Below are 23,765 nucleotides of genomic sequence, written 5' to 3' on the forward strand. Positions count from 1 at the left end.
TGCATTTGCATGTTCACGTGCAACGATAAATAATTCGAAACGATCTGTGAATCGTGGATCTTCATCATTCTTTTTCGCAAGTGGCGAAATTTCTACCGGATGACCGTAAATAAATGTTGGTTGGATTAATTTATCTTCTACTTTTTGCTCGAAGAACTCATTAATAATATGACCAACTTCCATTGTATCCTTAATTTCTACATTATGTTCTTTCGCAAGCTCACGCGCTTCTTCTACACTCATCGGATTCCAGAAATCCGCTCCAGAGTGTTGCTTAATTGCATCTACCATATGAAGACGTGTCCATTCTGGTTCTAGATTAATTTCATAATCACCATATTGGATTGTTGTTGTACCCAATACTTTTTTCGCAATATGAGCAACCATATTTTCTGTTAGTTTCATAATATCATTATAATCAGCGTACGCTTCATATAATTCAATCATCGTAAACTCAGGGTTATGACGAGTTGATACACCCTCATTACGGAATACACGGCCAATCTCATAAACTTTTTCTAATCCGCCCACAATAAGACGTTTTAAATGAAGTTCAATTGCGATGCGCATATATAATTCCATATCTAACGCATTATGATGCGTAGTGAAAGGACGAGCAGATGCTCCACCTGCAATCGCGTGCATCATAGGCGTTTCTACTTCAAGATAACCGTTGTCATCTAAATATCTTCTCATTTCACGAATAATTTTACTGCGAGTAACAAATGTTTCACGACTTTCCATACTTGTAATTAAGTCTAAGTAACGTTGACGGTATCGTTGTTCAACATCTTTTAATCCATGATATTTATCCGGTAACGGACGGAGAGATTTCGTTAAAAGCGTAAATCCCGTTGCTTTTACTGAAAGTTCTCCAACGTTTGTTTTGAACACTTTACCTTCAATACCTACTAAGTCACCTAAATCTGCTGTCGTAAATAACTCGTACTCTTCATCTCCAACAGTATCTTTACGAACGTAAATTTGAACTTGTCCGTGTAAATCTTGAATGTGCGCGAATCCAGCTTTTCCTTTACCGCGTTTTGTCATAATACGACCAGCGATAGAAACAGTGATTTCTTTCTCTTCTAATTCTTCTTTAGAGAATTCTCCATATAAACTTACTAAGTCGGTCGTTGAATTTGTGCGTTCAAATCGTTTACCGAACGGATCGATTCCTTGCTCACGTAAATTATGTAGCTTTTCACGACGAACAAGCAATTGGTCGTTTAATTCTTCGTGGTTCATGTTATCCATGATATTGATATCACTCCAGCTCTATTAATTTTTACAATATATACAGTATAGCATTTTCTACTCAACTAGAAAAACTGCCAGCAACTAACTGGCAGTTCTTCTTTCTTTCACGTAATTATAGGAAGTGTATAGAAGAATGTCAATCTCCTATGTTCCTTATTAACCAACGTAAATTGTTTGTTGTTTCGCTTCTACTTCTTCTACAAATGCACCTAACACATTCGCAAGGTCTTCACGTGTGTTACAAGCATTAATACCATTACGTACACTCGCATTACCACGAACACCTTTTAAATACCAAGCTGCATGTTTTCTCATCTCTCTTACAGCGACACTTTCGTTCTTTAAGTCGATAAGACGATCTAGATGCAACATACATACATCAATTTTCTCGCGCACTGTTGGTTCCGGCATTAATTCACCTGTCTCTAAATACTTTACTGTACGATAAATCATCCATGGATCCCCAAGAGCCGCACGGCCAATCATAACACCATCTACACCAATCTCATCAAGCATGCGCTTCGCATCTTGCGGTGTTTCGACATCACCATTTCCGATAACCGGGATATTCACAGCTTGCTTTACTTGTTTAATGATATCCCAATCCGCTTTACCTTCATACATTTGCACTCGCGTACGTCCGTGAACCGCCACAGCTTGTCCACCAGCACGCTCAATAGCTCTAGCATTTTCTATTGCGAAAATATGTTCTTCATCCCAACCGATACGCATTTTAACTGTAACCGGCTTTTCAACGGCATCTACAACTGCTGCTACCATTTCATATATTTTATTGGGATCTAAAAGCCACCTTGCCCCCGCATCACATTTTACGATTTTCGGTACTGGGCAACCCATATTGATATCAATAATATCTGCTGTCGTATATTTATCTACGTATTTCGCAGCATCTACAAGAGTTTCTTTCTCTCCACCAAAAATTTGTAAACTTAACGGTTTTTCTCTCTCATCGATATATAACATATCTAATGTTCTTTTGTTATTCAGTAATATTGCCTTATCACTTACCATTTCAGCACAAACTAGACCTGCACCAAATTCTTTCACTGTTAAACGGAATGCAGAATTACACACTCCCGCCATCGGTGCTAATACAACCGGATTTTTCATCTCAATATTTGCAATCTTTAACAATCAACCTACTCCTTCCTGCACAGTCACTTTGGCATTAATTCATCTATCGAAACATTTAATGCCTTAGCAACTTCTACTACAAAATCTTGAGAAGGTGATCGATTCCCTCTCTCAACTTCACCTAAAACAGATACAGATACCCCTAATTCTTTAGCAAAACCTTCTTGCGTGTAGCCTTTTAGCTTTCGAAAAGCACGAATGCGTCTTCCCCATTTTTCTGCTTCCATACCGTTACTCCCTCTCGCCTTTTCATTTCTTCTACTTGTGAACGTGAAATGTTTTGTTTTATGTCTTGATTAATCTCTAACAACGGAACGATAACAAAAGCTCTTTCAAACATCCGCGGATGCGGAACAATAAGATTCTCTGCTTCAATATTCTCTTGATTATAAAGTAAAATGTCAAGGTCGATAGTCCTCGGCCCCCACCTAATTTCCCTTTTTCTTCCTAGGTCATTTTCTACTTTTTGTGTTACTTTCAATAATTCTTGTGGTGATAAATTGGTAGAAATTTTTATAACTAAATTTAAAAAGCAACTTTGGTCAGTATAGCCAACTGGCTCAGTTTCATATACAGATGAAATATCATCAACCTGAATATAAGGATTTTTATTTAAGAACTGAATCGCTTCGGTTAGATACGTATAACGCTCTCCAATATTTGACCCTAATGCAATGTATGCTATATTATTCATGGACGTTCTCTCGTAATTTCTACTGCTACAGCACGATAATGACCTGGTATCGGTGGATCCGGCTTAATTACCTTAATTGTACATCGTGAAATACTTTCATATTGTTTTAATATATCTGCAGCAATATTTTCAGCGATACTCTCCACAAGCTTATACTTTCTATCTTCAACAACTTTTCTACATAATTCGAAAAGCTCTCCATAATTGACCGAATGCTCTAATTCATCACTTTCCCCTGCACGCTTTAAATCCAACTCCACCGTTAAGTCAACTTTAAATCTCTGACCTAATTTATTTTCCTCCGGGAACACACCATGATAACCGTAAAACTCCATATCATGGATATAAATTTTATCCAATTACTTTACCCCCTTACCAATCATTGCATCCATCATTTTAGCCATACGCGCCATTTCTTTCACATCATGGACACGAACAAACTCACAACCCTTTTCAATACCAAGACAAACAGTAGCTCCCGTTCCCTCAAGGCGTTCCTCTACTGGCAAATCTAATACGTGCCCAATAAAGGACTTTCTCGATGTACCTAAGAGAACCGGATAACCTAGCACATTTAACTGTTCTAAATTACGCATCACCTCTAAGTTTTGCTTAGGTGTTTTAGCAAAACCGATACCTGGATCTAAAATAATATTCTCATCTCGCACACCAGCATTTTTAGCAATTTTGATACTATCATACAAATCAGCAATCATATCCGCCATTAAATTACGATAATTCATATTATCGCGGTTATGCATTAAAATGATAGGTACATCATAATGAGCTGCGACTTCAGCAATTATTGGCTCCGCCTTCGCTCCCCAAATATCATTAATAATATGAGCACCAGCCTCAATTGCTTGCTTTGCAACTTCAGCTTTATATGTATCGATAGATATAGGCAATTTCACTTCTTTTGAAACCGCTTGAATCATCGGGACAACTCGCTTTATTTCTTCTTCTACTGATACTTTAGCAAAACCCGGGCGAGTAGATTCGCCACCAATATCAATAATATGAGCACCTTCACCTTGCATTTCTTTTGCATGACGTACCGCAGCATCTACCTCGTTATAACTCCCACCATCAGAAAACGAATCTGGTGTTACATTTAAAATCCCCATAATTAATGTCTTTTCATTTAAATTCAATGTATATTCGCCGCAGCGTAAATCATAATCCCACTTCAAACTACACATCTCCTCTTCGTAATTCATTTCTGCTCCATAATTTCTCTCTCTGCATTCCATAAAGGTACATTAAACTTTTTGTAACTACTCCTACTTTACCCGGGAAATCCTGCGCTTCTATACGATAAAGCGGAACAATTTCTTGAATTGAGTTTGTTACAAAGACTTCATCTGCTGAAAGTAATTCATCTTTTGTAAAGAAACCTTCCTTTACTTCTATATTCAATTCTTCAGCACTTTTTATAATAAACGCACGAGTGATACCATTTAAAATCCCTGTTTTTAACGAAGGTGTATATAAAACATCACCTTTCACAAAAAAGAGATTCGAAACAATCCCCTCTGCAACATAACCTGCTTCAGTAAGGAAAATACCTTCCTTGCTCACTACATTTCCAATTTCACGCTTCCCTAAAATATTATTTAGATAATGATGAGACTTCAGACGAAATGCTCCTTCTGGTGTATTTCGCACTTGTTTTAAAATAACCCCTTCTTTTTCTACTACATCTCCTGGAGCTGTTAAAGGTTTTATAAAAACAATAACCGAAGGGTCTTCATACATTTCCGTTTGTAATCCTATTTCATCTACACCTGCTGATACATTAAAACGTACATACGCATGTTCCAATTCATTCTTAGCGAGTAGATTTTTCAAAATAAGCATCACGTCATCTTTTGTCATTGTCCATTTAATTTGCAATGCATCTAGCGCACCTATTAAACGGTTATAATGATCATCTAACAAAAAAGGATGACCATTATAAATACGAAATGTCTCAAAAACTCCCAGCCCATATAAATAACCATGGTCATAAGGGGAGATTTTCGCTTCATTCGCTTCTACATACTCGCCATTTACGTAAATTAACATGATGCCACACTTGGACTATATTTACGAATGAAGTTCTGTAGTAACTCTTTCCCATGAGAAGTCATAATAGATTCTGGGTGGAATTGCACACCCTCTATCGGCAGTGTCTTATGACGAATCGCCATAATTTCCCCTTCCTCTGTCCAAGATGTTACCTCTAAACAATCTGGCAATGACTCTTTCTTAACAATCAGGGAATGATAACGCGTTGCAGTAAATGGATTAGGAATATCTAAGAAAATCGTTTTCCCATCATGATGCATAAGTGACGTTTTTCCATGCATTAATCGCTCTGCACGAACAACTTCTCCACCAAATACTTGTGCAATCGATTGATGCCCAAGACAAACTCCAAAAATCGGAATCTTCCCAGCAAAGTATTTAATAACTTCCATACTAATCCCCGCTTCATTAGGACTACATGGACCTGGCGAAATCATTAAGAAATCTGGTTTCATATTCTCAATATCTGCAATACTCACTTCATCATTACGCTTAACAACAAGCTCTTGTCCAAGTTCTCCAAGAAACTGTACTAAATTAAATGTAAAAGAATCATAATTATCAATCATTAATATCATTTCTCTCACCTAACCGTTTCTTCGCTACTTTCTTTTGCACGCCATAAAGCAATTGCCTTTTTTAACGACTCTTTATATTCATTTTTCGGATTTGAATCAATTACAATTCCCGCTCCAGCTTGCACATGTGCTTGCCCATCTTTCGCAAGAAGCGTTCTAATGACAATATTTAATTCCGTATCTCCAGAATAACCAATCCAACCAATTGAACCTGTATAAATCCCTCGACGAACAGGCTCTAATTCTTCTATAATCTCCATCGTACGTATTTTCGGTGCACCAGTAATTGTTCCACCAGGAAATACAGCTTTCACTAAATCGAAAGCATCCTTATCTTCTTCCACCTCACCACGCACATTGGAAACGATATGCATAACATGTGAGTACTTTTCAATTACCATAAATTCATCGACTTCTACAGTACCATATTTACAAACACGTCCTAAATCATTTCGCTCTAAATCTACAAGCATCACATGCTCTGCTCGTTCCTTTTCGTTCTCAATTAATTCCCTTGCTAAGTCTTGATCCTCTTGTTCATTTGCACCTCGGGATCTTGTACCTGCAATTGGTCGTGTACTTACTTCTTGCCCTTGTTTTTTAATCAGCAATTCAGGCGAAGCACTAACAATTTGAAAATCCCCAAGCTCTAAGTAACCCATATATGGAGATGGATTAATTTTACGAAGACTTGTATAAATTTCTAGTGGATGCGTTTGTAAAGTTCTTTCCTGTCTTGTCGACAAGTTTACTTGAAACACATCACCATTTCCAATATACTCTTGAATACATTCAACAGCCTTCATAAAGCCTGCTTCTGTAAAGGCAACCGCTTCATTTTTCTTTTTAGGACGTTCAAACGGCATAGTCACTTCAGGCACTTCTGCCGTCCAAAGATCCTTCCATTCATTTAAACGTTCTTCCGCTTCTGCATGCTTATCTACATAATGTGTAATAATCCACAATACCTTTTCTTTTTGATCATAGACAAACACATCATCAAATAATAAAAAGTATATATCGGGTATATTCAGATCATCCTCTGCAAGAGAAGGGAGTTTTTCAATATAACGGATACAATCATAACTAAAGTAGCCCATTGCACCACCTTGAAAAGGTGGGTACTCTGGATTGTAGTCTGTTTTCCATTTCTCCATATATTCTTGCATTAAATCTAATGGATTCCCTTTTTTTATTGTTTCCTTACCACTTTCACTTATATGTAACTTTACACCCTTTCCTTGGATTGCCGCTACCGGGTTTAAACCCACTATGTTATAACGACCGCCACGTCCACTTTCCAGCAAAATATGTTGCGGCTTATCCTGAGAAAGAAATTTATATTGCTTAAAGAAATCTAACTGATATGGAATAGAAAGCGCTAAAGATTTTCTTCGTTGCATATCAACACCCCGTCTTCTTTTATCCCACCCTCTTAGATGAACCACCTCAAACTACATAAGTTATTTATATAGAGATTGATTATACTCGAAGGCTAGTGAAAATAATTTAATTATACTACCTCTTATTTTACATGAAGTTTTCTAGTCATTCACTCTTTTCCTATTTCCAATCCAAAAAGAAAAAGCATCCTTTTTCAAGGATGCTTTTTCAATCGCATTTAATTATGATTCAAATTGATAAAGTGGTGTACTTAAATAACGTTCACCGTTACTTGGAATAATAACGAGTACCTTTTTCCCTTTACCTAACTTTTTCGCAACTTCTGTTGCTGCATAAATAACTGCTCCTGAAGAGATACCAACTAAAATACCTTCTTCTTTAGCCACTCTTCTCGCATATTCAAATGCTTGCTCTGTTTTCACTTGAATAATTTCATCATATACTTCTACATCCAATGTCTCTGGGACAAATCCCGCCCCAATTCCTTGGATTTTATGTGGACCTGGTTTCCCACCAGATAACACTGGTGAATCCGCAGGTTCTACTGCATAAATTTTAATACCTTCATATGCTTCCTTCAGCACTTCACCAGCACCAGTAATTGTTCCACCTGTACCAATACCTGCAATAAACGCATCTAATTGATCACCCATTTGTTCAACAATTTCTGGACCTGTTGTTAAACGGTGAATTTGTGGATTCGATTGATTTTGGAACTGTTGCGGTATAAAGTAACCATGCTCTTTTGCTAATTCAGTTGCTTTACGAATTGCTCCACCCATCCCTTCAGGACCTGGAGTCAATACTAATTCAGCACCGTAAGCACGTAATAAATTACGACGCTCAATACTCATTGTTTCTGGCATTACTAAAATTGCATTATATCCTTTAGCAGCCGCTACCATCGCTAAACCAATACCTGTGTTACCACTTGTTGGTTCAATGATTGTATCGCCCTCTTTTAACAATCCCTTTTTTTCAGCATCTTCAATCATAGCTAGTGCAATACGATCTTTAACGCTACTCCCCGGATTCATAAATTCTAGTTTTAAGTATATATCTGCGCTGTCTGATTCTACGATGCGGTTCAACTTAACGATCGGCGTTTTCCCGATTAATTCTGAAACTGATTGTGCCACTCGCATTCCTGTCACTCCTAACACCGAGTATTTTTATTGGTTTTATCTATATTTAGATTTTGTCAGAAAATTCCCTGTTTGTCAATCTATTCGGAGGGTTAATCCCCTTATTACAAATTCTCAATTAAATTTGTAATATCTTCTTTAGAGAACTTGTAACGTTCATTACAGAAATGGCAATGAACTTCTGTCTCTTCTTCTTCTTCACGAATTTGCTCTAACTCTGTTTTACCTAAACTAATTAACACACTCTCAATACGCTCACGTGAACACGTACAATTAAATTGAACATCCATTGTTTCTAATACTTTTACTTTATCTTCTCCAAGGACTGCATATAGTAGCTCTTCTGGAGAAAGGCCTCGTTCAATCAATGTTGATACAGGCGGGATTTTTTGCAAACGATCTTCAATGAATGAAATTGTTTCTTCCTGTGCGCCCGGCATAATTTGAAGGATAAATCCACCCGCCGCTAATACGCTGTCATCTCCATTTACAAGAACACCGACACCAACAGAAGAAGGCGTCTGCTCAGAAACTGCGAAATAATACGTGAAATCTTCCCCTAGTTCTCCCGAAACGATTGGGGATTGACCGATAAACGGCTCACGCATACCAATATCTTTAATTACTGTTACAAAACCTTCTGTACCTACCGCTTGATATACACGTAATTTCCCTTGTTCCGTTCCTTCAAAATCAACATGTGGATTCGTTACGTAGCCACGTACATCTCCATTTGCATGAGCATCCACTAAGATAGGGCCAATCGGACCATTACCTTCTACCTTAATCGTTAACTTTTGATCACCTTTTAACATCGCACCCATCATTGTACCTGCAGTTAAAGAACGACCAAGTGCCGCCGAAGCTGTCCTCCATGTATCATGACGTCTTTGTGCCTCACTTACTGTATTTGTTGTACGTACACTATACGCACGTACTTCTCCATCAAACGCTAACGCTTTTACTAAATAATCTTTCATACTTATTTATTCACCTTTCTCCTGCTGTAAATTTGCATTACGCTCATATAACATATACAAGCCTTTTAACGTTAAAAATGGATCTACAATATCAATTACATTCGATTCCTCTGAAATTAATTTCGCCAATCCACCTGTTGCAATAACTTTCGGTTCTTGTTTAGCTTCCTCTTTCATACGCTTAACAATACCTTCCACTTGTCCTACATAACCATAAAGAATACCTGATTGCATCGCACTTACTGTATTCTTCCCAACAACACTGCTCGGTTTTGTAATTTCAATACGAGGAAGTTTTGCCGCCCTACTATATAAAGCCTCTGCTGAAATCATAATTCCTGGCGTAATAACTCCACCCATATAATGCTTTTCTTCATTAATATAACAATATGTAGTAGCCGTACCAAAATCAACAATAATAAGTGGACTTCCATACAATTGGATTCCTGCTACTGCATTTACAATTCGATCTGCGCCTACTTCACGTGGATTTTCATATTTAATATTTAGCCCCGTTTTTATTCCAGGTCCTACTACAAGCGGTTTAATTTTAAAATACTTTTCACACATACGTTCTAAAGCGAACATAATTGGTGGTACGACTGAAGACACAATAATACCTTTCACATCTTCAAACGAGAGACCCTCATGATCAAGTAACTGTTTTACAAGCATTCCATATTCATCTTCTGTCTTATGACGATCTGTTTCCATGCGCCAATGCTGACGAAGTTCCCCCTCTTCAAACACGCCTAGTACAGCATTTGTGTTCCCTACATCCAATACAAAAATCATATTCTCACCACTTATCTTATTTAATCTATATTTGTGTAGTATGTATAAAACTTATAAAAACATCATATCACACATACTTATATAATCAGCTTTCCTATCCTCATCATTTTACAAAAAGATTGCTCTCTATTTCAATTTTTAATACTAGTTTTACTTAAATTACTTTATCCACTAAGCCCTCAATAGTAATTAGCAAAAATCTTAACAAATAAAAAAGGAGTGACGATAGTCACTCCTTCATTTCTTACTTATCTTCTTTATCTTCATCGTCTTTCTTCATATTGATGTTTACTTTCACATCATCTGAAGATGTTGGACGCTCAGGTAATCTGCCATAATCATATAAATGATTAATTTGCTCTGCATCTAATGTTTCTACTTCAAGTAACGTTTTTGCGATAATATCAAGCTTATCTCGTTTTTCAGTAAGAATTTGTTTCGCACGAGCATAACAGTCTTTAATAATCGTTTGCATTTCCACATCAATTTCATGCGCAATTGCATCACTGTAGTTTTGTTCTGAATGGAAGTCTCTTCCTAAGAATACCTGACCACCTTGTGAGCTACCAAATTGCATCGGTCCAAGCTTATCACTCATACCGAATTCCGTAACCATACGTCTTGCAATACCAGTCGCACGTTGGAAGTCGTTGTGAGCACCTGTACTTGCTTCACCAAATACAATCTCCTCAGCTACTCGACCACCAAGTAAACCAGTGATTTTATCAAGTAACTCTGGCTTTGTCATGAAGTAACGATCTTCCTTCGGAAGCATTACCGCATATCCACCAGCTTGACCACGAGGGACAATTGTTACTTTATGAACGACATCAGCCTCATCAAGAACAACACCAATTACAGTGTGGCCTGCTTCATGGAAAGCAACGATATTACGTTCTTTTTCAGAGATAACACGACTTTTCTTAGCTGGACCTGCAATAACACGATCCGTTGCTTCATCGATATCACTCATATCAATTTTCTTCTTATCTCGACGTGCAGCTACTAAAGCAGCTTCGTTTAATAAGTTTTCAAGATCCGCACCAGAGAATCCTGGTGTACGAGTCGCAATTGCTCTTAAATTAATATGCTCATCAAGCGGTTTATTACGCGCATGTACTTTCAGTACAGCTTCACGGCCATTTACATCTGGACGATCTACTGTAATTTGACGGTCAAAACGACCTGGACGTAATAACGCTGGGTCAAGAATGTCTGGACGGTTTGTCGCAGCAATGATAATAATACCTTCGTTTGCACCGAATCCATCCATTTCAACAAGTAACTGATTCAATGTTTGCTCACGCTCATCATGACCACCACCAAGACCTGCGCCACGTTGACGACCTACTGCATCAATTTCATCAATGAAAATGATACAAGGAGCATTTTTCTTTGCATTTTCAAATAAATCACGTACACGTGATGCACCGACACCGACAAACATCTCTACAAAGTCAGAACCACTGATAGAGAAGAATGGAACGCCAGCCTCACCTGCAACAGCACGTGCTAATAAAGTTTTACCTGTACCTGGAGGTCCAACTAATAGGACACCCTTTGGAATACGGGCACCAACTTCAGAAAACTTACGAGGGTCTTTTAAGAATTCAACTACCTCAACAAGTTCTTGTTTCTCTTCATCCGCCCCAGCAACATCTCTGAAACGAACTTTTTTCTTTTCATCATTATATAACTTCGCCTTACTTTTCCCGAAGTTCATAACACGGCTACCGCCGCCTTGAGCTTGGTTTAATAAGAAGAAGAATAAAATGAAGATGATGACAAACGGAATGATTGAAGTAAAGAATGTTACCCAAGCACTTGTTTCTTCTGCTGGTTGATACTTAACTTCGGCACCTTTCGCTTTATCATTGATTTTCTTTTGTAATTCCTCAGTATTTGGTGCATAAGTAACAAATTGTTCTCCTTGGCTAGAGTTATTGAATTGTCCTTTTACCTCAAATACACCATTTTTCGGTTGAAGTTGCACATTACGCACTTCACCGCTTTCTAGTTTAGTAATGAATTTGTCGTAGCTAACTGATGTCGTTTTTTGTGTCGAACCATTAAAATAGCTCACGATTCCAATTACTACTAAGAATATCAGTAAATAAAAGATGGTATTACGGAAGATACGATTCATTCCTAACCTCCTCTCACGGCATAAACACTATAGTAAATCGTAACATAGAAAAACTTTCCTATACAATTGTAAAGCCTGTATTTAATTAATTTGAGTAAACGCTTGGTTTTAATACGCCTACATAAGGAAGATTACGGTACTGCTCTTTATAATCTAATCCATATCCTACTACAAATTCATGTGGAACAGTAAATCCAACATAATCCGCTTTCAGATCAACCTTACGGCCTGTTGGCTTATCTAATAATGTAACAATTTTTACAGACTTCGCTTTACGATATTTGAATAAGTCTACTAAGTAGCTTAGTGTAAGACCACTATCAATAATATCTTCGACGATTAAAATATCACGACCTTCTACAGAAGTATCAAGATCTTTTAAAATTTTCACTTCGCCTGTTGAAACTGTAGAGTGACCATAACTAGATACAGCCATAAAATCCATTTCAAGATATGTATCTGTTCTCTTTAATAAATCTGCCATAAATGGCATTGCGCCTTTTAATACACCAATTGCAAGGGGTACTGTGTTTTTATAATCCTCTGCAATAACTGCACCTAGTTCGCGCACCTTTTCTTGTATTTGTTCTTCAGAAATTAATACTTTTTCGATATCTTGATTCATCATTTCATTATCCTCCCGGAAGACTCCTTGCTTTTGTAGTGAATAATCATATATTTACCCTTCTTTGCCATCTCTTTCGAAATTGCAAATGCAGATCGCTTCAACAAGGGTACCCAAATAATGTTCCCACTTGCATCACAAACGACCGGCCATTCTTCCCTTTTTTCTTTTGGTACTTTCGCTTCGATAAAAATAGCTTTTATCTTTTTCGTGCCATCCATACCTTGTATTGACATGCGATCTCCATTTTCCCTAGAACGAATACGAAGTGGATATGATATATCATTATACTTAGCAACAAATACTGTTTCATTCATGTTACTTGGTATATCTTCGCTCACCTCTGTTACAAATTCATCCCCGTTCAATAGCGTAATGATCCCGGGTACTGATAAATCTTGCAAAAAAGGAGAGACAATTTCTTGTTTAAATCTAAAGCTACACTCCTCGTATGTACGAACAATTTTCAAATCACCTGGAAAATCAAGTGAACCTGAAGGTTGTGTCCGCTTAAAAAACTCAATCACCTTGTCAATATGTATAGAAGAAAGAGAAGATGGAATCTTATATTCATAAAGATAGTTTAATATTAGTTGAATCCCTCTTCTTTGTAAAGGCATAGACATGGATTCAAAGGCAGGAATTGATAAGCTAATTTGTTTATCACTTTTTTTTGTAATTACTTTATTCATTTTCTCAAAAGCTAATTCCTGCAAATAAGCCTCATCCTCTTGCATCTGCACGCTAAATTTTTGGAATTTCTCATGCATTTGTGGATTTTCTTCTTTTAAGTGAGGAAGGACATATTTACGTAATCGATTCCTTGTATATACTTCCTTTTTATTACTCGGATCTATACGTGGAATTAAATTTAGCTTATTACAGTAATCAACAATTTCTTCCTTCGTTACCCCAAGTAACGGCCTAATTAAATATCCATTATGAAAAGGACGCTTCACTGCAATTCCTGCATATCCTTTCGGAGTACTCCCTCTTACAAGACGCATTAAAATCGTCTCTACTTGATCATCTCCATGATGTCCAAGAGCAACATATCTTGCATCATATTTCTTCATTATTCTTTCCAAAAATGCATATCTGCATTCCCTAGCAGCAACCTGTGCATTCATCCCGTATTGCTGTTGATATTGTGATACATTAATTCTTATCGTTTCACAAATAATTCCCAGTTCTTCACAAAGGTCCTGCACAAACTGTAAATCCTCATGAGATTCATCACCTCTAAACATATGATCCACATGAGCTACTACAATTTCCAACTGTTTTTCCGCTCTTTTTTCTAATAAATAATATAAAAGGGCTAACGAGTCAGGACCACCAGAAACTCCCACAACAATTGTTGAATCATTCTTTAATACATCATGCTGCTTTACAAAGTCATCTACTTTTTCAACAAATGTATCTTTCAACTTCGCAATCACCTTTCATTAAACAAGAACAGCAACATTAGTCGCCTTGTCTATAATGGTACAACTTTTACAAACATTGTGCAAAAAAAAGATATACAAAAATTACATTTTTATCTTACATCCTCCGTCTGTATTCACAAAATCAATAGCATTACCTTTTCCCACAAAAAAACCTAGGTATTCGCCTAGGTTTTTAAAATCAAATTTTAGATAAACATTCCACTTACATTTTACTGCGCCTGCATGCCTACAATCGGAATCGTAGCCCACTTCGGCATATTTTTCTTCACTTTTGCCACTACAATAGTCATATCATCATTTATATAACCATCACAAGAGCGAATCACTTCTTCCATAATGATATCAGCAATTTCTTGCGGGTCTTCGGTTTGCAATTCTTTAATTTTTCGTTTCATCCACAATTCATGATTCTCTACATGCTGCGCTCCCTCAAAAATCCCATCGCTCATCATAATAAGGATATCGCCCGTTTTTAATTGTTCACCCACCACATCAACTTCAACATCTTCGATGATTCCCATCGGCAAATTACTTGCTTCAATTTTCAAAATATTATTCGCGCGTTTAACAAAACTCGGCGTTGATCCGATCTTTAAAAACCTTGCACTCGCATCTCGCAAATCTACCATAGCTAAGTCTAATGTCGTAAACATCTCTTCCGTCGTTCTCAAAGAAAGAATTGAATTAATAGACTTAATCGCTATTTCTTCGTCAATACCGGATTGGAGTATTTTTTGTAATAATTTCACCGTTTCCTTACTTTCCATATGAGCTCTTTGCCCATTCCCCATACCATCACTAATCGCAAGTGCATATTTGCCAACACTTAAATCCATCATCGCATAAGAGTCACCCGAAACAAATCCACCGCCCTTTGCGGCTGTGGCCAATCCCGTATCAAGAGAATACGTCTTCGCCGAACCGAATGATATTAAACTGTGGCCATTCGGATAAGAAGACTTTTCTTCATGTTTAACGACAACATTTTCTTTAAGGATATCCGAAAGCATCGGTGCAACTAACTTTTCACATTCACCATGTTCATTAGATGCAACGGGAATCAACATTTCAATATCAATACTTCCTCTATCTAAACAATAAATATCAACATGCTCTACTTCGACACCAAAATCACGGAACGCTTGCATAATCTGTTCTTCCTGCACCTGATGATTTTCACGCTCTCGTTGTATCTCCTTAGCAAAATCCTCCATAACCTTTGATACACCTAATAGTTGCTCCGCAACTATTCTACGATTTTCCTTCATTTGTTTTCGTAATTTTTGTCCCTCATAGAAATGATCTAATTCACCCGCTACTAAATCCGTCACTTTTTTCCCTCTCACACAATGCTTGTCCCACTCACGAACTAATTTACGATTATGTTGCAGGGTTCCTTCTTCCGTTTCACTCATTATTTGTTTCATATAATCGTACGTTTTATCGAAATTCACTACCCAGCATTGATCCTTTTTAAAGCATGTTTGACATGTTTTCGCAGTAATTGTACTCAAAAACAAATCTGCTTCTGTATCTTTATCTTCTTCCTCTACATACCCATATACAGAAAAGCTATTAGATAAAGCAGCAAATACATTTGCAAATTGGTTGATTTTGTTCGCTGTAACATCGCGCATCCTTCTTAAATATTGTTGTTGATCTTGCGAATGCTCTTGTGTACCTGGCATAAATTTAGCAATACGATCTAAAACAAGCTTTGGCGTTAATAAGAAGATAGCAATCGCTACGCCTGACTCAATTAAAGTCGTTACAATATTTGTCTGTTTGTCTACATATAATGTAATTAAGCTTGTCCCAATTAATAAACCTAAACTAACACCTAAACGCTTCCCTTCTTTTAACAACCCACCAAGCAATCCAGAAAAAGCAAGAAGGCTAAGCTGGGACAAGCTAGATACATTTGCTAAACTTAATATCAAACCTGTTACGACCCCCACTGTAGATCCTGTAGCAGCACCCGCAATAAATGCAAATACTAGTACTAAATACCGTGTAAAAATATGTTGAATAGAAGCATCATATACAAACCAATCTGTTGTACCCGTTAAAACAGATGCTAGTAATATAATCAAACAAACAATTTCTTCCGTCTCTAACGCCTGTTGTTTTCCTTTCCTTTCTACTAAAAGCGGAACACTTTGTAAAAATATCATAGTTAATACAAAACTAAGCCCAGCCTCAATGGTACTAACGAGTAAATCGTACATGGTGACAGTTTGTTGTGCAAAATATACAACAACTAAGTGTGCGGTTAATGCGGAGATAAATACTTGAAATGGAACAAGTCCAACGGTTTTACGTGTGAATCTACTAAAGAAGATATTATAAATGAAGAAAGTAAAGATAGATGCAAAAGTAAAAAACAAATTATCTATCGAGACTGAAAGAGCTCCTCCCATTAGAGCTAAAAATGCTAGCGGCATCTTATCCCGCTTCATAACATAAACAGCAGCAAAAAATGGTAGTGCAAACGGTAAGATATTTGTTAATATATATGCTCTTCCCAAAAGAAAACCAATAACAACAATAATAAATCCCCATCTAAAGAAAACTTGTTCAAATTTCATTCGCAACTTACTCGTCCACTTTATTCCTCCAAGCTGACTCTCATTCATTGCCAATACACTTGTATTCATAGTATTCCTTCCTGCTTTAGGCATACTTTTAACACCACCTGCATAGTTTAATTACTGTCATTATAAAAGATGATTGTTGGGATTTTTGTCAAAACAACAGTTTTCACTTTTATAATCGTTCGACTTTTTATTCGAAATAACTCTACAGATATACACGGTATGTAAGTTATTTCGATTTTTTAATTAAATATTCAGAAAATATAGGGTGATTTTGTAGAAGTGTTGTATATCTTAATCCATTTAACAAAAAAAGATCATGCAAATTTGCATGATCTTTTTAGATGACCCGTACGGGATTCGAACCCGTGTTACCGCCGTGAAAGGGCGGTGTCTTAACCACTTGACCAACGGGCCGTTAAATTAAATATAGCGGCGGAGGGGATCGAACCCCCGACCTCACGGGTATGAACCGTACGCTCTAGCCAGCTGAGCTACACCGCCATGTCGTCGTATTTAACGGACAATTAGTATCTTACATCAGATATTATTTAAAGTCAACATATCTTGAAAACTTTTTTAAAATATATTTTCACATATAAAAAAGTACCCTGAGCCATCACTCTGGGTACCTCTCTATATGTTAAAAACTAAACGGTCTTATTATCCGCGACGTGCGCCACGGCCACCACGTTTAGACTCTGTGTTACGCTTTAAAGAAGTTAAACGATCTTCGCTATCCTTTAAGAAGCGTGCCATCTTTTGCTCAAATGTTTCTTTTGGAGCTCGGTCGTTACCGCCACCGCGATTATCTCTGTTGAAAGAGCGATTATTACGTTGTGGACGTCCAGAACGTTGTTGATCACCACCGCGTTGGTATTCACCGCGTGGACGATCTCCTTCTGTTTTTTCACGTTCTTTCGCTTTTTTGATAGATAAACCAATCTTTCCATCTTTTTCAACATTAATAACTTTTACTTCTACTTGGTCGCCCACTTTTAAGTGATCGTTAATATCTTTTACATAGTTATCAGCAACTTCACTAATATGAACAAGACCAGTTAAGCCTTCTGGCAGCTCCACAAAAGCCCCAAAATTTGTAATACCTGTTACTTTACCCTGTAACTTGCTGCCTACCTCGATTGACATAAAAAAAATGCTCCTCCTTAGTGGTTAAAAAGTCAAATTTTACTTTATTATATATAATCCTAAAATATAGTGTCAATAAGACATACTCTACTTCGAAACAGGAAAAATTATCTCCCCTTTACCAGAGAAGAAATAATCCCTTCTAGCAATCTTTAATACGTACTCTTCATCATTTAACTTTTGAACTTCGTCTTTTAGACTTTTTTCTTTATTCGTTAATGAATCCAGTTCTTTTTTCATGTCCTTAACTTTTGCTTCTTTTGCTTTAATGGAACTGTTTTGTTGATAAAACGTTACACTAATACTCGCAATAATTGTAAAAGTAAAGACAAGAAAAACCGCTAAACGGCGATAAAGTCGCTTCCTGTTCTCATCCGTTTGTATTATATGCTCTTTAACAGGATTTGGACTCTGTTTTTCGATTGTTCTTTGTCTCAGTTCCCTCATTTCCGAGGTCCCCCTAACTTCTTTTTTATACGCTCCCATATTTGGAAGATATGTCCCTTCAATTTTGCTATATATTGCAGGAACCCTATATGTTTCACTATAAAAAGTTTAACACGATTAGGGAGAAGTTTCCATATGAGCGAAGCAATAAATCGAACAGGCCAGAAAAAAACTTTCCATATGAAAAGTAATATCCAAATCACCATTTTCCATAACACATGTCCAATTGAAAGCAGTATACGAAATAAGAATAATATAAATGCAATAAATAGCTGCGCTATAATAATAACAGGTTTTATCATGAGTAGCTGTATAATTCGAACAAAAAAATATGTTGTTTGCATAAAAATATAGATGAGAAAATTTAACAGCTTCATGTATAGTGCTTTCAGTAAGCTTTGATATGCCGCAAAACCACATAATAATGCCAAAAACACATATATACGTAACTCAGCTTCATTTACGAGAAGCAATACATAAAAGACAAATAATGCTTGGACAATCCAAAATAGTATATCATGTATAAATACAAGCCAACGTTTACGTTCTTGACGCTTTAAAAAACGTTGATATGTATCTAAAGATGCTCCAATCCAAGCACCCATTCCAATCATTGAAAGCATTGTATACAACTGAATTGTTAAGCTCATTTAAACAACTTACTAAAGAAACCTTTAGTTTTTTCTCCTTGATTTTCATCAATATACAGCATCTCATGAACTTTCCCTTTAATCGACACAATACCTTTTTCTACATCTAAATTTTTCATTTGTAAATTTTGACCACGAATCGTTAAAAAACCCATTACGGTTTCGAGTAAAAACTCTTCGCTATCAAAACTCTCTACCTGCTTCACACCAGTAATATCAATTACACGCCTTCCACGCATAATAATATCATGCTCCACAGAAACATTTTGTTGATTAGAAGACGTAGGTGAGTAACCATTATTCACGTAAATCCCCCCATAGGTTTTTACTAGCTAATAGTAATGTATGAGGGGATAAATGATTTTAGAACAAGCCTTCTTCCGCTTTTACTTTTTCTTCGCGAACTAAGCTATACATATTTGCTGCATCTTCTTTTTTAGTTGTTTCTTTCAATTCATTTATTTTTACAGTCACTATTTTTTGACCAAAACGAATTGTTAATTCATCAGCTACTTTCACATCCGAACTTGCTTTTGCCACTTGACCATTAATAGATATTCTTCCTTGATCAGCTACTTCTTTCGCTAATGTTCTTCTTTTAATTAAACGTGACACTTTTAAAAACTTATCTAGACGCATCTCAAATCCCCCTATTAACGCTCTGTTTGTTTCGCTTCTTCCCATAAAACATCTAACTGTTCTAATGATAAATCTTCCATCTCTTTATTCATTTCAGCTACTTTTGCCTCCATGTATAAAAAACGACCAGTAAATTTCTCATTAGTTGAACGTAACGCCTCTTCTGGATCTATTTTATAATGACGAGCTATATTAACAAATGCAAATAGTAAATCACCAAACTCACCTAGCATCTTTTCCTCATCCATGTTTGTAACTTCTTGTTGGAACTCTTGCCATTCTTCCAAAGCTTTCTCTATCATAGGCTGCACATCAACCCAATCAAATCCAACCTTACCGGCTTTCTTCTGAATTTCATAGGCGCGTAGTAACTGCGGCAAACTTTTTGGAACGCCATTTAAAACAGATTCTTTCACGAATCCTTTTTCTTGTTTTTTAATTTCTTCCCAATTGGCAATCACTTCATCAGCATTGTTTACATCCGTATTTCCAAATACATGTGGATGGCGACGAACCATTTTCTCAGATAGAGTTCGAATGATATCATCTATAGAAAACCAACCTTCATCTTCTCCAATTTGAGCATGAAGCATAACTTGTAATAATATATCACCTAATTCTTCTACTAAGTGATCATCATCCTCTTCATCAATTGCTTCCAATACTTCATAAGCTTCCTCAATTAAATATTTCTTTAATGATTGATGTGTTTGCTTTTTATCCCACGGACAACCATTTGGGCCTCGAAGTTCTGCAATAATTTCTCTAAGTACATCGAACTGTTGATACAAGGATGCACGCTCCTGAACTGGCGGCACATACACACTCGTTAAATTATTCAATTCCGTTTCATGATCTAACATATACAACGGTACCTTCTTTACTTGTTCAAATGAAGTTCCTGCAGCTGTTACGATATACACTTCATAATCATCCGGCAACATCTCCATTAATGTTAATTTCACATCAGATGCAACGAATGCATCATATACTTGGCAAAAGATTAGATGTTGACGTAATTCTAATTGTCCTCTTTTAAATGATGTAGCGTCAAGTAATTGAAATCCTTCAATTGGATCAATCTTTAGGCTTGCAAACATAGGATCAAGGAAACTTTGTCCACCCTCAATTCGCAATTCAACATTTGAATCTTCACCTTTTTCCAACAGTAGCTGAACTGTTCTTTCTGCTACAAGCGGATGCCCTGGAACAGCATAGATAATTTCTGTACCTTCAGCTTGTTCTAGCAATTTATTCGCAATTGTTTCATATACAATTTCAAACGTATCATGCGCTTCATATACATCATCAAAAGCCGTATATTGCACGCCTTCTTTCTCCAATTCTTCTATAACTGGATGTTCCTTCGTCCTAACAAACAGATGATCTGCTTCTTTTATCTTTCGATATACACCCATCGTTAGCTGATCTAATTCACCAGCACCTAAACCTAAAATAGTAATGATTCCACTCACAATCTGTCACCTCTATCCACTCTTCTTCAATGAACCTTCTTTTTTCTCTTGTTTCATAACGGTTCCTAATTCTTTTTTTGTAAATACACGTAATTTCAAAATTAAAAACATATATGTCAATCCGCCGACAACTACACCTAGCAACGCTTCAAGCGTCGCGATTCCTCTATGTTCCGTATCAATTACTAATCCAGACACCTGCAACACACGTGTGAACATCATTAATACAAATCCCATACAGATACCACTAATCACTACACCTAACATATTTCGCTTATTGATAAGCGATCCTGATACAGCTCTCATAAGCAACAAACTATTTAGCCCAGAAATTATAATTAACGCACACAAAGTCGCAAAGGCTGCCCCTTTCACACCAAAATAAGGCATAAATATATAATTTAACGCTAACTTTAAGCAACCTCCAAATACAACAAATAATGCTGGCTTAAATGTTTGTCCCAACCCTTGTAAAATAGAAGCCGTCGTAATTGACAACGAGCTAAATAAAATAGATAAAGATAAAATAGATAAAACATCTGATCCATCACTATTTTCAAACAACATAATATTCGTAGGTTGAATAATACAAGTTAGTCCAATAGCTGCTGCAAGTCCAATAACAAGTGTTATTTTCATTGCTAACTTTACCTTTTCTTGAATAAAGGAAAGATCTCCTCTTTCCTTCGCCGCTGTAATAATTGGAATAAGTGACAACGAGAAAGAAGTCGTCACAACAGTACCTAATTGCATTAGCGGAATACTTCTATCATAAACACCCTTTAATACCTTTGCACTTTCAACCTGTTCTCCCGCACCAATAAGTAAGGTGTACAAGGATATTGAATCTGCCATCTGTATAAAAATAAGCACTAAATTACTAACACAAATCGCTAACCCCTGCCAAAAAAGGATTTTAATTACCCTCCTTTTTCCCTTAATTCTCGCTACACTTTTGAAAAATATAGAACGAAAATCTCGACGCATATACAACATAAGTACAATAATCCCAATAAGTCCACCCGCAATTGAGCCTAACATAGCCCCTGCACCAACTGTATATAAATCAAATCCGTGAGCAATTAGGAATAGCGATAAAAATACAATAATAGAAACTCGAATTGTTTGTTCTATTACTTGCGAAACAGCTGTTGGCATCATATTATTGAAGCCTTGAAAATACCCTCTTGCTACAGACAAAAACGGCATCAATAAGAATGAAAATGAAATAACACGTAGTAACTTATCTAAGTATATATCACCCATAGCTATCGCAATTGTTTTGGCCCCAAAAAACAATGTAAAGAAGCCTATAAAACCAATTCCCAATAAAAACCAAAAAGATACACAAATAATTTCTTCTGCTTCTTTTTGTTTTCCCCGCTCTAGTCGTTCTGCAACCATTTTCGAAATGATAATAGGAAACCCATAAGTAGCTAAAATTAAACAAAATCCATAAAACGGGTAAATTTGTTGGTAAATATAAAAACCAATATCACCCGCTATATTTTGATATGGAATACGGTAAAAAGCGCTTAATACTTTTGTAACAAAACTTGCAATCGTTAATATAATAGCCCCGCGCCAAAAGGCTTGATACTTCTTCGCTTCCATATAAGAAAACTCCTTTTTCTATTCTCACCTCTCGTATTATATCATAAAGAAATGAACAAGCTGCCTTACCACCACGGGTAATAATAGGTTCCTGCACCGTTAAAAATACTCAACGAAAAAAGGTAGCAAAGCGCTACCTTCATTCAATATACATATATCTCCAAATAATTGATTTCTCAAAAAGAAAGATCATAATTAGGAAAAATTGCTACTTCTAAAATTATACACCCTTACTGTTCCATTTGTTTCGCTAAGAAACTGGCAGCAGTATTAACCGCTTTATGCTCGATTTCGCTTATAATAGCTTCTTTCGAAAAAATAATGACAGCTCCAATCGGGTCTCCGTTTGCAACAATCGGTCCAACTGTATAAGAATGAACCTTTTCTGTTACACCATCGATAATGGAAATATCACTTTCGTCCGTCATAATAACAGACTTTCGTTCTTCCATCGTTTTTTCGATTAAATCGCCAACACTTTTATTTAAGTATTCTTTTTTCGATACGCCTGATACTGCGATGATAGAATCTCGATCACAGACAAGCACATTATGTCCTAAGCTGTCATATAAAGCCTCAGCATATTCTTTTGCAAAATCACCTAGTTCACTAATTGGAGAATACTTCTTTAAAATTACCTCTCCATCGCGATCAACAAATATTTCTAGTGGGTCTCCTTCTCGAATACGTAAAGTTCTACGAATTTCCTTCGGGATTACTACCCTGCCTAAATCATCAATTCGACGTACGATTCCAGTTGCTTTCATTCTAATGCTGCCTCACTTTCTACTGATGATCAAAGTGGTGAATTTACCTGTTCATGTAAAAATCACCAACTGTTAGACATAGTATTTTACACATTAGTTCTTCTATGCACGTCGAATTGTATTTTTT

24 protein-coding genes and 2 tRNA genes (1 of these 26 running past the window's edge) are annotated in these 23,765 nt (G+C 36.5%); all 26 read right to left on the reverse strand.

The window, feature by feature from the left end; genetic code table 11:
* Positions 1-1,257, reverse strand: the 5' portion of a protein-coding gene (gene lysS / locus N2V92_RS07085) for a lysine--tRNA ligase (RefSeq protein WP_000369684.1). It extends 243 nt beyond the left edge of the window; only the first 1,257 of its 1,500 coding nucleotides appear in the window; the start codon lies at positions 1,255-1,257; its stop codon lies beyond the left edge, outside the window.
* A 159-nt stretch (positions 1,258-1,416) separates the two neighbouring features.
* Positions 1,417-2,415: a tRNA dihydrouridine synthase DusB gene (gene dusB, locus N2V92_RS07090; RefSeq protein WP_000912244.1), complete on the reverse strand. Its 999-nt coding sequence runs from the start codon at positions 2,413-2,415 to the stop codon at positions 1,417-1,419.
* Between the two features lie 23 nt (positions 2,416-2,438).
* Positions 2,439-2,642, reverse strand: a complete 204-nt coding sequence (locus N2V92_RS07095; protein ID WP_000387030.1) for a helix-turn-helix domain-containing protein — start codon at positions 2,640-2,642, stop codon at positions 2,439-2,441.
* Positions 2,594-3,109, reverse strand: a complete 516-nt coding sequence (folK, locus tag N2V92_RS07100; protein ID WP_001059450.1) for a 2-amino-4-hydroxy-6-hydroxymethyldihydropteridine diphosphokinase — start codon at positions 3,107-3,109, stop codon at positions 2,594-2,596. Before folK ends, N2V92_RS07095 begins: the two co-directional genes overlap by 49 nt.
* On the reverse strand, positions 3,106-3,468 hold the full coding sequence (folB, locus tag N2V92_RS07105; RefSeq protein WP_000358066.1) for a dihydroneopterin aldolase: 363 nt from the start codon (positions 3,466-3,468) through the stop codon (positions 3,106-3,108). The genes folK and folB overlap by 4 nt, the downstream gene beginning before the upstream one ends.
* A complete protein-coding gene (gene folP, locus N2V92_RS07110; RefSeq protein ID WP_002084136.1) occupies positions 3,469-4,329 on the reverse strand; it encodes a dihydropteroate synthase in 861 nt (286 codons plus the stop codon).
* Positions 4,304-5,176: an aminodeoxychorismate lyase gene (gene pabC / locus N2V92_RS07115; protein ID WP_000909860.1), complete on the reverse strand. Its 873-nt coding sequence runs from the start codon at positions 5,174-5,176 to the stop codon at positions 4,304-4,306. The genes folP and pabC overlap by 26 nt, the downstream gene beginning before the upstream one ends.
* Positions 5,170-5,757 (reverse strand): aminodeoxychorismate/anthranilate synthase component II, encoded by a 588-nt coding sequence (pabA, locus tag N2V92_RS07120; RefSeq protein WP_042596826.1) that lies wholly within the window; start codon positions 5,755-5,757, stop codon positions 5,170-5,172. Before pabA ends, pabC begins: the two co-directional genes overlap by 7 nt.
* A gap of 5 nt (positions 5,758-5,762) precedes the next feature.
* On the reverse strand, positions 5,763-7,160 hold the full coding sequence (pabB, locus tag N2V92_RS07125; RefSeq protein WP_001189702.1) for an aminodeoxychorismate synthase, component I: 1,398 nt from the start codon (positions 7,158-7,160) through the stop codon (positions 5,763-5,765).
* Between the two features lie 222 nt (positions 7,161-7,382).
* Positions 7,383-8,306 carry a cysteine synthase A gene (cysK, locus tag N2V92_RS07130; RefSeq protein ID WP_001261716.1) on the reverse strand — a complete coding sequence of 308 codons (924 nt, stop codon included), beginning with the start codon at positions 8,304-8,306 and terminating at the stop codon, positions 7,383-7,385.
* Between the two features lie 104 nt (positions 8,307-8,410).
* On the reverse strand, positions 8,411-9,286 hold the full coding sequence (hslO, locus tag N2V92_RS07135; RefSeq protein ID WP_000656369.1) for a redox-regulated molecular chaperone HslO: 876 nt from the start codon (positions 9,284-9,286) through the stop codon (positions 8,411-8,413).
* 6 nt (positions 9,287-9,292) lie between these two features.
* The gene (locus tag N2V92_RS07140; protein WP_000578366.1) at positions 9,293-10,081 is read right to left on the reverse strand and encodes a type III pantothenate kinase; all 789 of its coding nucleotides are present in this window, start codon (positions 10,079-10,081) and stop codon (positions 9,293-9,295) included.
* 244 nt (positions 10,082-10,325) lie between these two features.
* Complete coding sequence (gene ftsH, locus N2V92_RS07145; RefSeq protein WP_001079668.1) at positions 10,326-12,227, reverse strand: ATP-dependent zinc metalloprotease FtsH; 1,902 nt, start codon at positions 12,225-12,227, stop codon at positions 10,326-10,328.
* Between the two features lie 85 nt (positions 12,228-12,312).
* On the reverse strand, positions 12,313-12,855 hold the full coding sequence (gene hpt, locus N2V92_RS07150) for a hypoxanthine phosphoribosyltransferase (RefSeq protein WP_000981846.1): 543 nt from the start codon (positions 12,853-12,855) through the stop codon (positions 12,313-12,315).
* Entirely contained in the window at positions 12,852-14,282 is a 1,431-nt protein-coding gene (gene tilS / locus N2V92_RS07155) for a tRNA lysidine(34) synthetase TilS (RefSeq protein WP_000655456.1), read from the reverse strand. Before tilS ends, hpt begins: the two co-directional genes overlap by 4 nt.
* A gap of 230 nt (positions 14,283-14,512) precedes the next feature.
* Positions 14,513-16,984: a stage II sporulation protein E gene (spoIIE, locus tag N2V92_RS07160; protein WP_016078239.1), complete on the reverse strand. Its 2,472-nt coding sequence runs from the start codon at positions 16,982-16,984 to the stop codon at positions 14,513-14,515.
* A 258-nt stretch (positions 16,985-17,242) separates the two neighbouring features.
* Positions 17,243-17,314 (reverse strand) — tRNA-Glu (locus tag N2V92_RS07165).
* Between the two features lie 13 nt (positions 17,315-17,327).
* Positions 17,328-17,401 (reverse strand) — tRNA-Met (locus tag N2V92_RS07170).
* Between the two features lie 159 nt (positions 17,402-17,560).
* Positions 17,561-18,046, reverse strand: coding sequence for a S1 domain-containing RNA-binding protein (locus tag N2V92_RS07175; RefSeq protein WP_000021451.1), 486 nt, complete (start codon positions 18,044-18,046; stop codon positions 17,561-17,563).
* 87 nt (positions 18,047-18,133) lie between these two features.
* A complete protein-coding gene (divIC, locus tag N2V92_RS07180) occupies positions 18,134-18,493 on the reverse strand; it encodes a cell division protein DivIC (protein WP_001208739.1) in 360 nt (119 codons plus the stop codon).
* Positions 18,490-19,143: a spore cortex biosynthesis protein YabQ gene (gene yabQ, locus N2V92_RS07185; protein WP_000059770.1), complete on the reverse strand. Its 654-nt coding sequence runs from the start codon at positions 19,141-19,143 to the stop codon at positions 18,490-18,492. Before yabQ ends, divIC begins: the two co-directional genes overlap by 4 nt.
* Entirely contained in the window at positions 19,140-19,448 is a 309-nt protein-coding gene (gene yabP / locus N2V92_RS07190) for a sporulation protein YabP (protein ID WP_001059105.1), read from the reverse strand. The genes yabQ and yabP overlap by 4 nt, the downstream gene beginning before the upstream one ends.
* 58 nt (positions 19,449-19,506) lie before the next feature.
* The gene (locus N2V92_RS07195) at positions 19,507-19,782 is read right to left on the reverse strand and encodes an RNA-binding S4 domain-containing protein (protein WP_001234876.1); all 276 of its coding nucleotides are present in this window, start codon (positions 19,780-19,782) and stop codon (positions 19,507-19,509) included.
* A 14-nt stretch (positions 19,783-19,796) separates the two neighbouring features.
* The gene (mazG, locus tag N2V92_RS07200) at positions 19,797-21,257 is read right to left on the reverse strand and encodes a nucleoside triphosphate pyrophosphohydrolase (protein ID WP_000014231.1); all 1,461 of its coding nucleotides are present in this window, start codon (positions 21,255-21,257) and stop codon (positions 19,797-19,799) included.
* 12 nt (positions 21,258-21,269) lie between these two features.
* On the reverse strand, positions 21,270-22,871 hold the full coding sequence (locus N2V92_RS07205; protein ID WP_042596823.1) for a putative polysaccharide biosynthesis protein: 1,602 nt from the start codon (positions 22,869-22,871) through the stop codon (positions 21,270-21,272).
* A gap of 230 nt (positions 22,872-23,101) precedes the next feature.
* On the reverse strand, positions 23,102-23,638 hold the full coding sequence (gene spoVT, locus N2V92_RS07210; RefSeq protein ID WP_000648306.1) for a stage V sporulation protein T: 537 nt from the start codon (positions 23,636-23,638) through the stop codon (positions 23,102-23,104).
* Between the last annotated feature and the right edge of the window lie 127 nt (positions 23,639-23,765).

Source organism: Bacillus sp. CH_48, from assembly GCF_038008465.1.
GTDB classification, from domain to species: Bacteria; Bacillota; Bacilli; order Bacillales; family Bacillaceae_G; genus Bacillus_A; species Bacillus_A thuringiensis_S.

What these genes read in the sequence shown, in the direction of transcription:
- N2V92_RS07095 (WP_000387030.1), bottom strand. Translation starts at nt 2,642, where the DNA reads ATGGAAGCAGAAAAATGGGGAAGACGCATTCGTGCTTTTCGAAAGCTA.
- folK (WP_001059450.1), bottom strand. Translation starts at nt 3,109, where the DNA reads ATGAATAATATAGCATACATTGCATTAGGGTCAAATATTGGAGAGCGT.
- folP (WP_002084136.1), bottom strand. Translation starts at nt 4,329, where the DNA reads ATGAATTACGAAGAGGAGATGTGTAGTTTGAAGTGGGATTATGATTTA.
- pabC (WP_000909860.1), bottom strand. Translation starts at nt 5,176, where the DNA reads ATGTTAATTTACGTAAATGGCGAGTATGTAGAAGCGAATGAAGCGAAA.
- pabA (WP_042596826.1), bottom strand. Translation starts at nt 5,757, where the DNA reads ATGATATTAATGATTGATAATTATGATTCTTTTACATTTAATTTAGTA.
- pabB (WP_001189702.1), bottom strand. Translation starts at nt 7,160, where the DNA reads ATGCAACGAAGAAAATCTTTAGCGCTTTCTATTCCATATCAGTTAGAT.
- cysK (WP_001261716.1), bottom strand. Translation starts at nt 8,306, where the DNA reads ATGCGAGTGGCACAATCAGTTTCAGAATTAATCGGGAAAACGCCGATC.
- hslO (WP_000656369.1), bottom strand. Translation starts at nt 9,286, where the DNA reads ATGAAAGATTATTTAGTAAAAGCGTTAGCGTTTGATGGAGAAGTACGT.
- N2V92_RS07140 (WP_000578366.1), bottom strand. Translation starts at nt 10,081, where the DNA reads ATGATTTTTGTATTGGATGTAGGGAACACAAATGCTGTACTAGGCGTG.
- ftsH (WP_001079668.1), bottom strand. Translation starts at nt 12,227, where the DNA reads ATGAATCGTATCTTCCGTAATACCATCTTTTATTTACTGATATTCTTA.
- hpt (WP_000981846.1), bottom strand. Translation starts at nt 12,855, where the DNA reads ATGATGAATCAAGATATCGAAAAAGTATTAATTTCTGAAGAACAAATA.
- spoIIE (WP_016078239.1), bottom strand. Translation starts at nt 16,984, where the DNA reads ATGCCTAAAGCAGGAAGGAATACTATGAATACAAGTGTATTGGCAATG.
- N2V92_RS07175 (WP_000021451.1), bottom strand. Translation starts at nt 18,046, where the DNA reads ATGTCAATCGAGGTAGGCAGCAAGTTACAGGGTAAAGTAACAGGTATT.
- divIC (WP_001208739.1), bottom strand. Translation starts at nt 18,493, where the DNA reads ATGAGGGAACTGAGACAAAGAACAATCGAAAAACAGAGTCCAAATCCT.
- yabQ (WP_000059770.1), bottom strand. Translation starts at nt 19,143, where the DNA reads ATGAGCTTAACAATTCAGTTGTATACAATGCTTTCAATGATTGGAATG.
- N2V92_RS07195 (WP_001234876.1), bottom strand. Translation starts at nt 19,782, where the DNA reads ATGCGTCTAGATAAGTTTTTAAAAGTGTCACGTTTAATTAAAAGAAGA.
- N2V92_RS07205 (WP_042596823.1), bottom strand. Translation starts at nt 22,871, where the DNA reads ATGGAAGCGAAGAAGTATCAAGCCTTTTGGCGCGGGGCTATTATATTA.
- spoVT (WP_000648306.1), bottom strand. Translation starts at nt 23,638, where the DNA reads ATGAAAGCAACTGGAATCGTACGTCGAATTGATGATTTAGGCAGGGTA.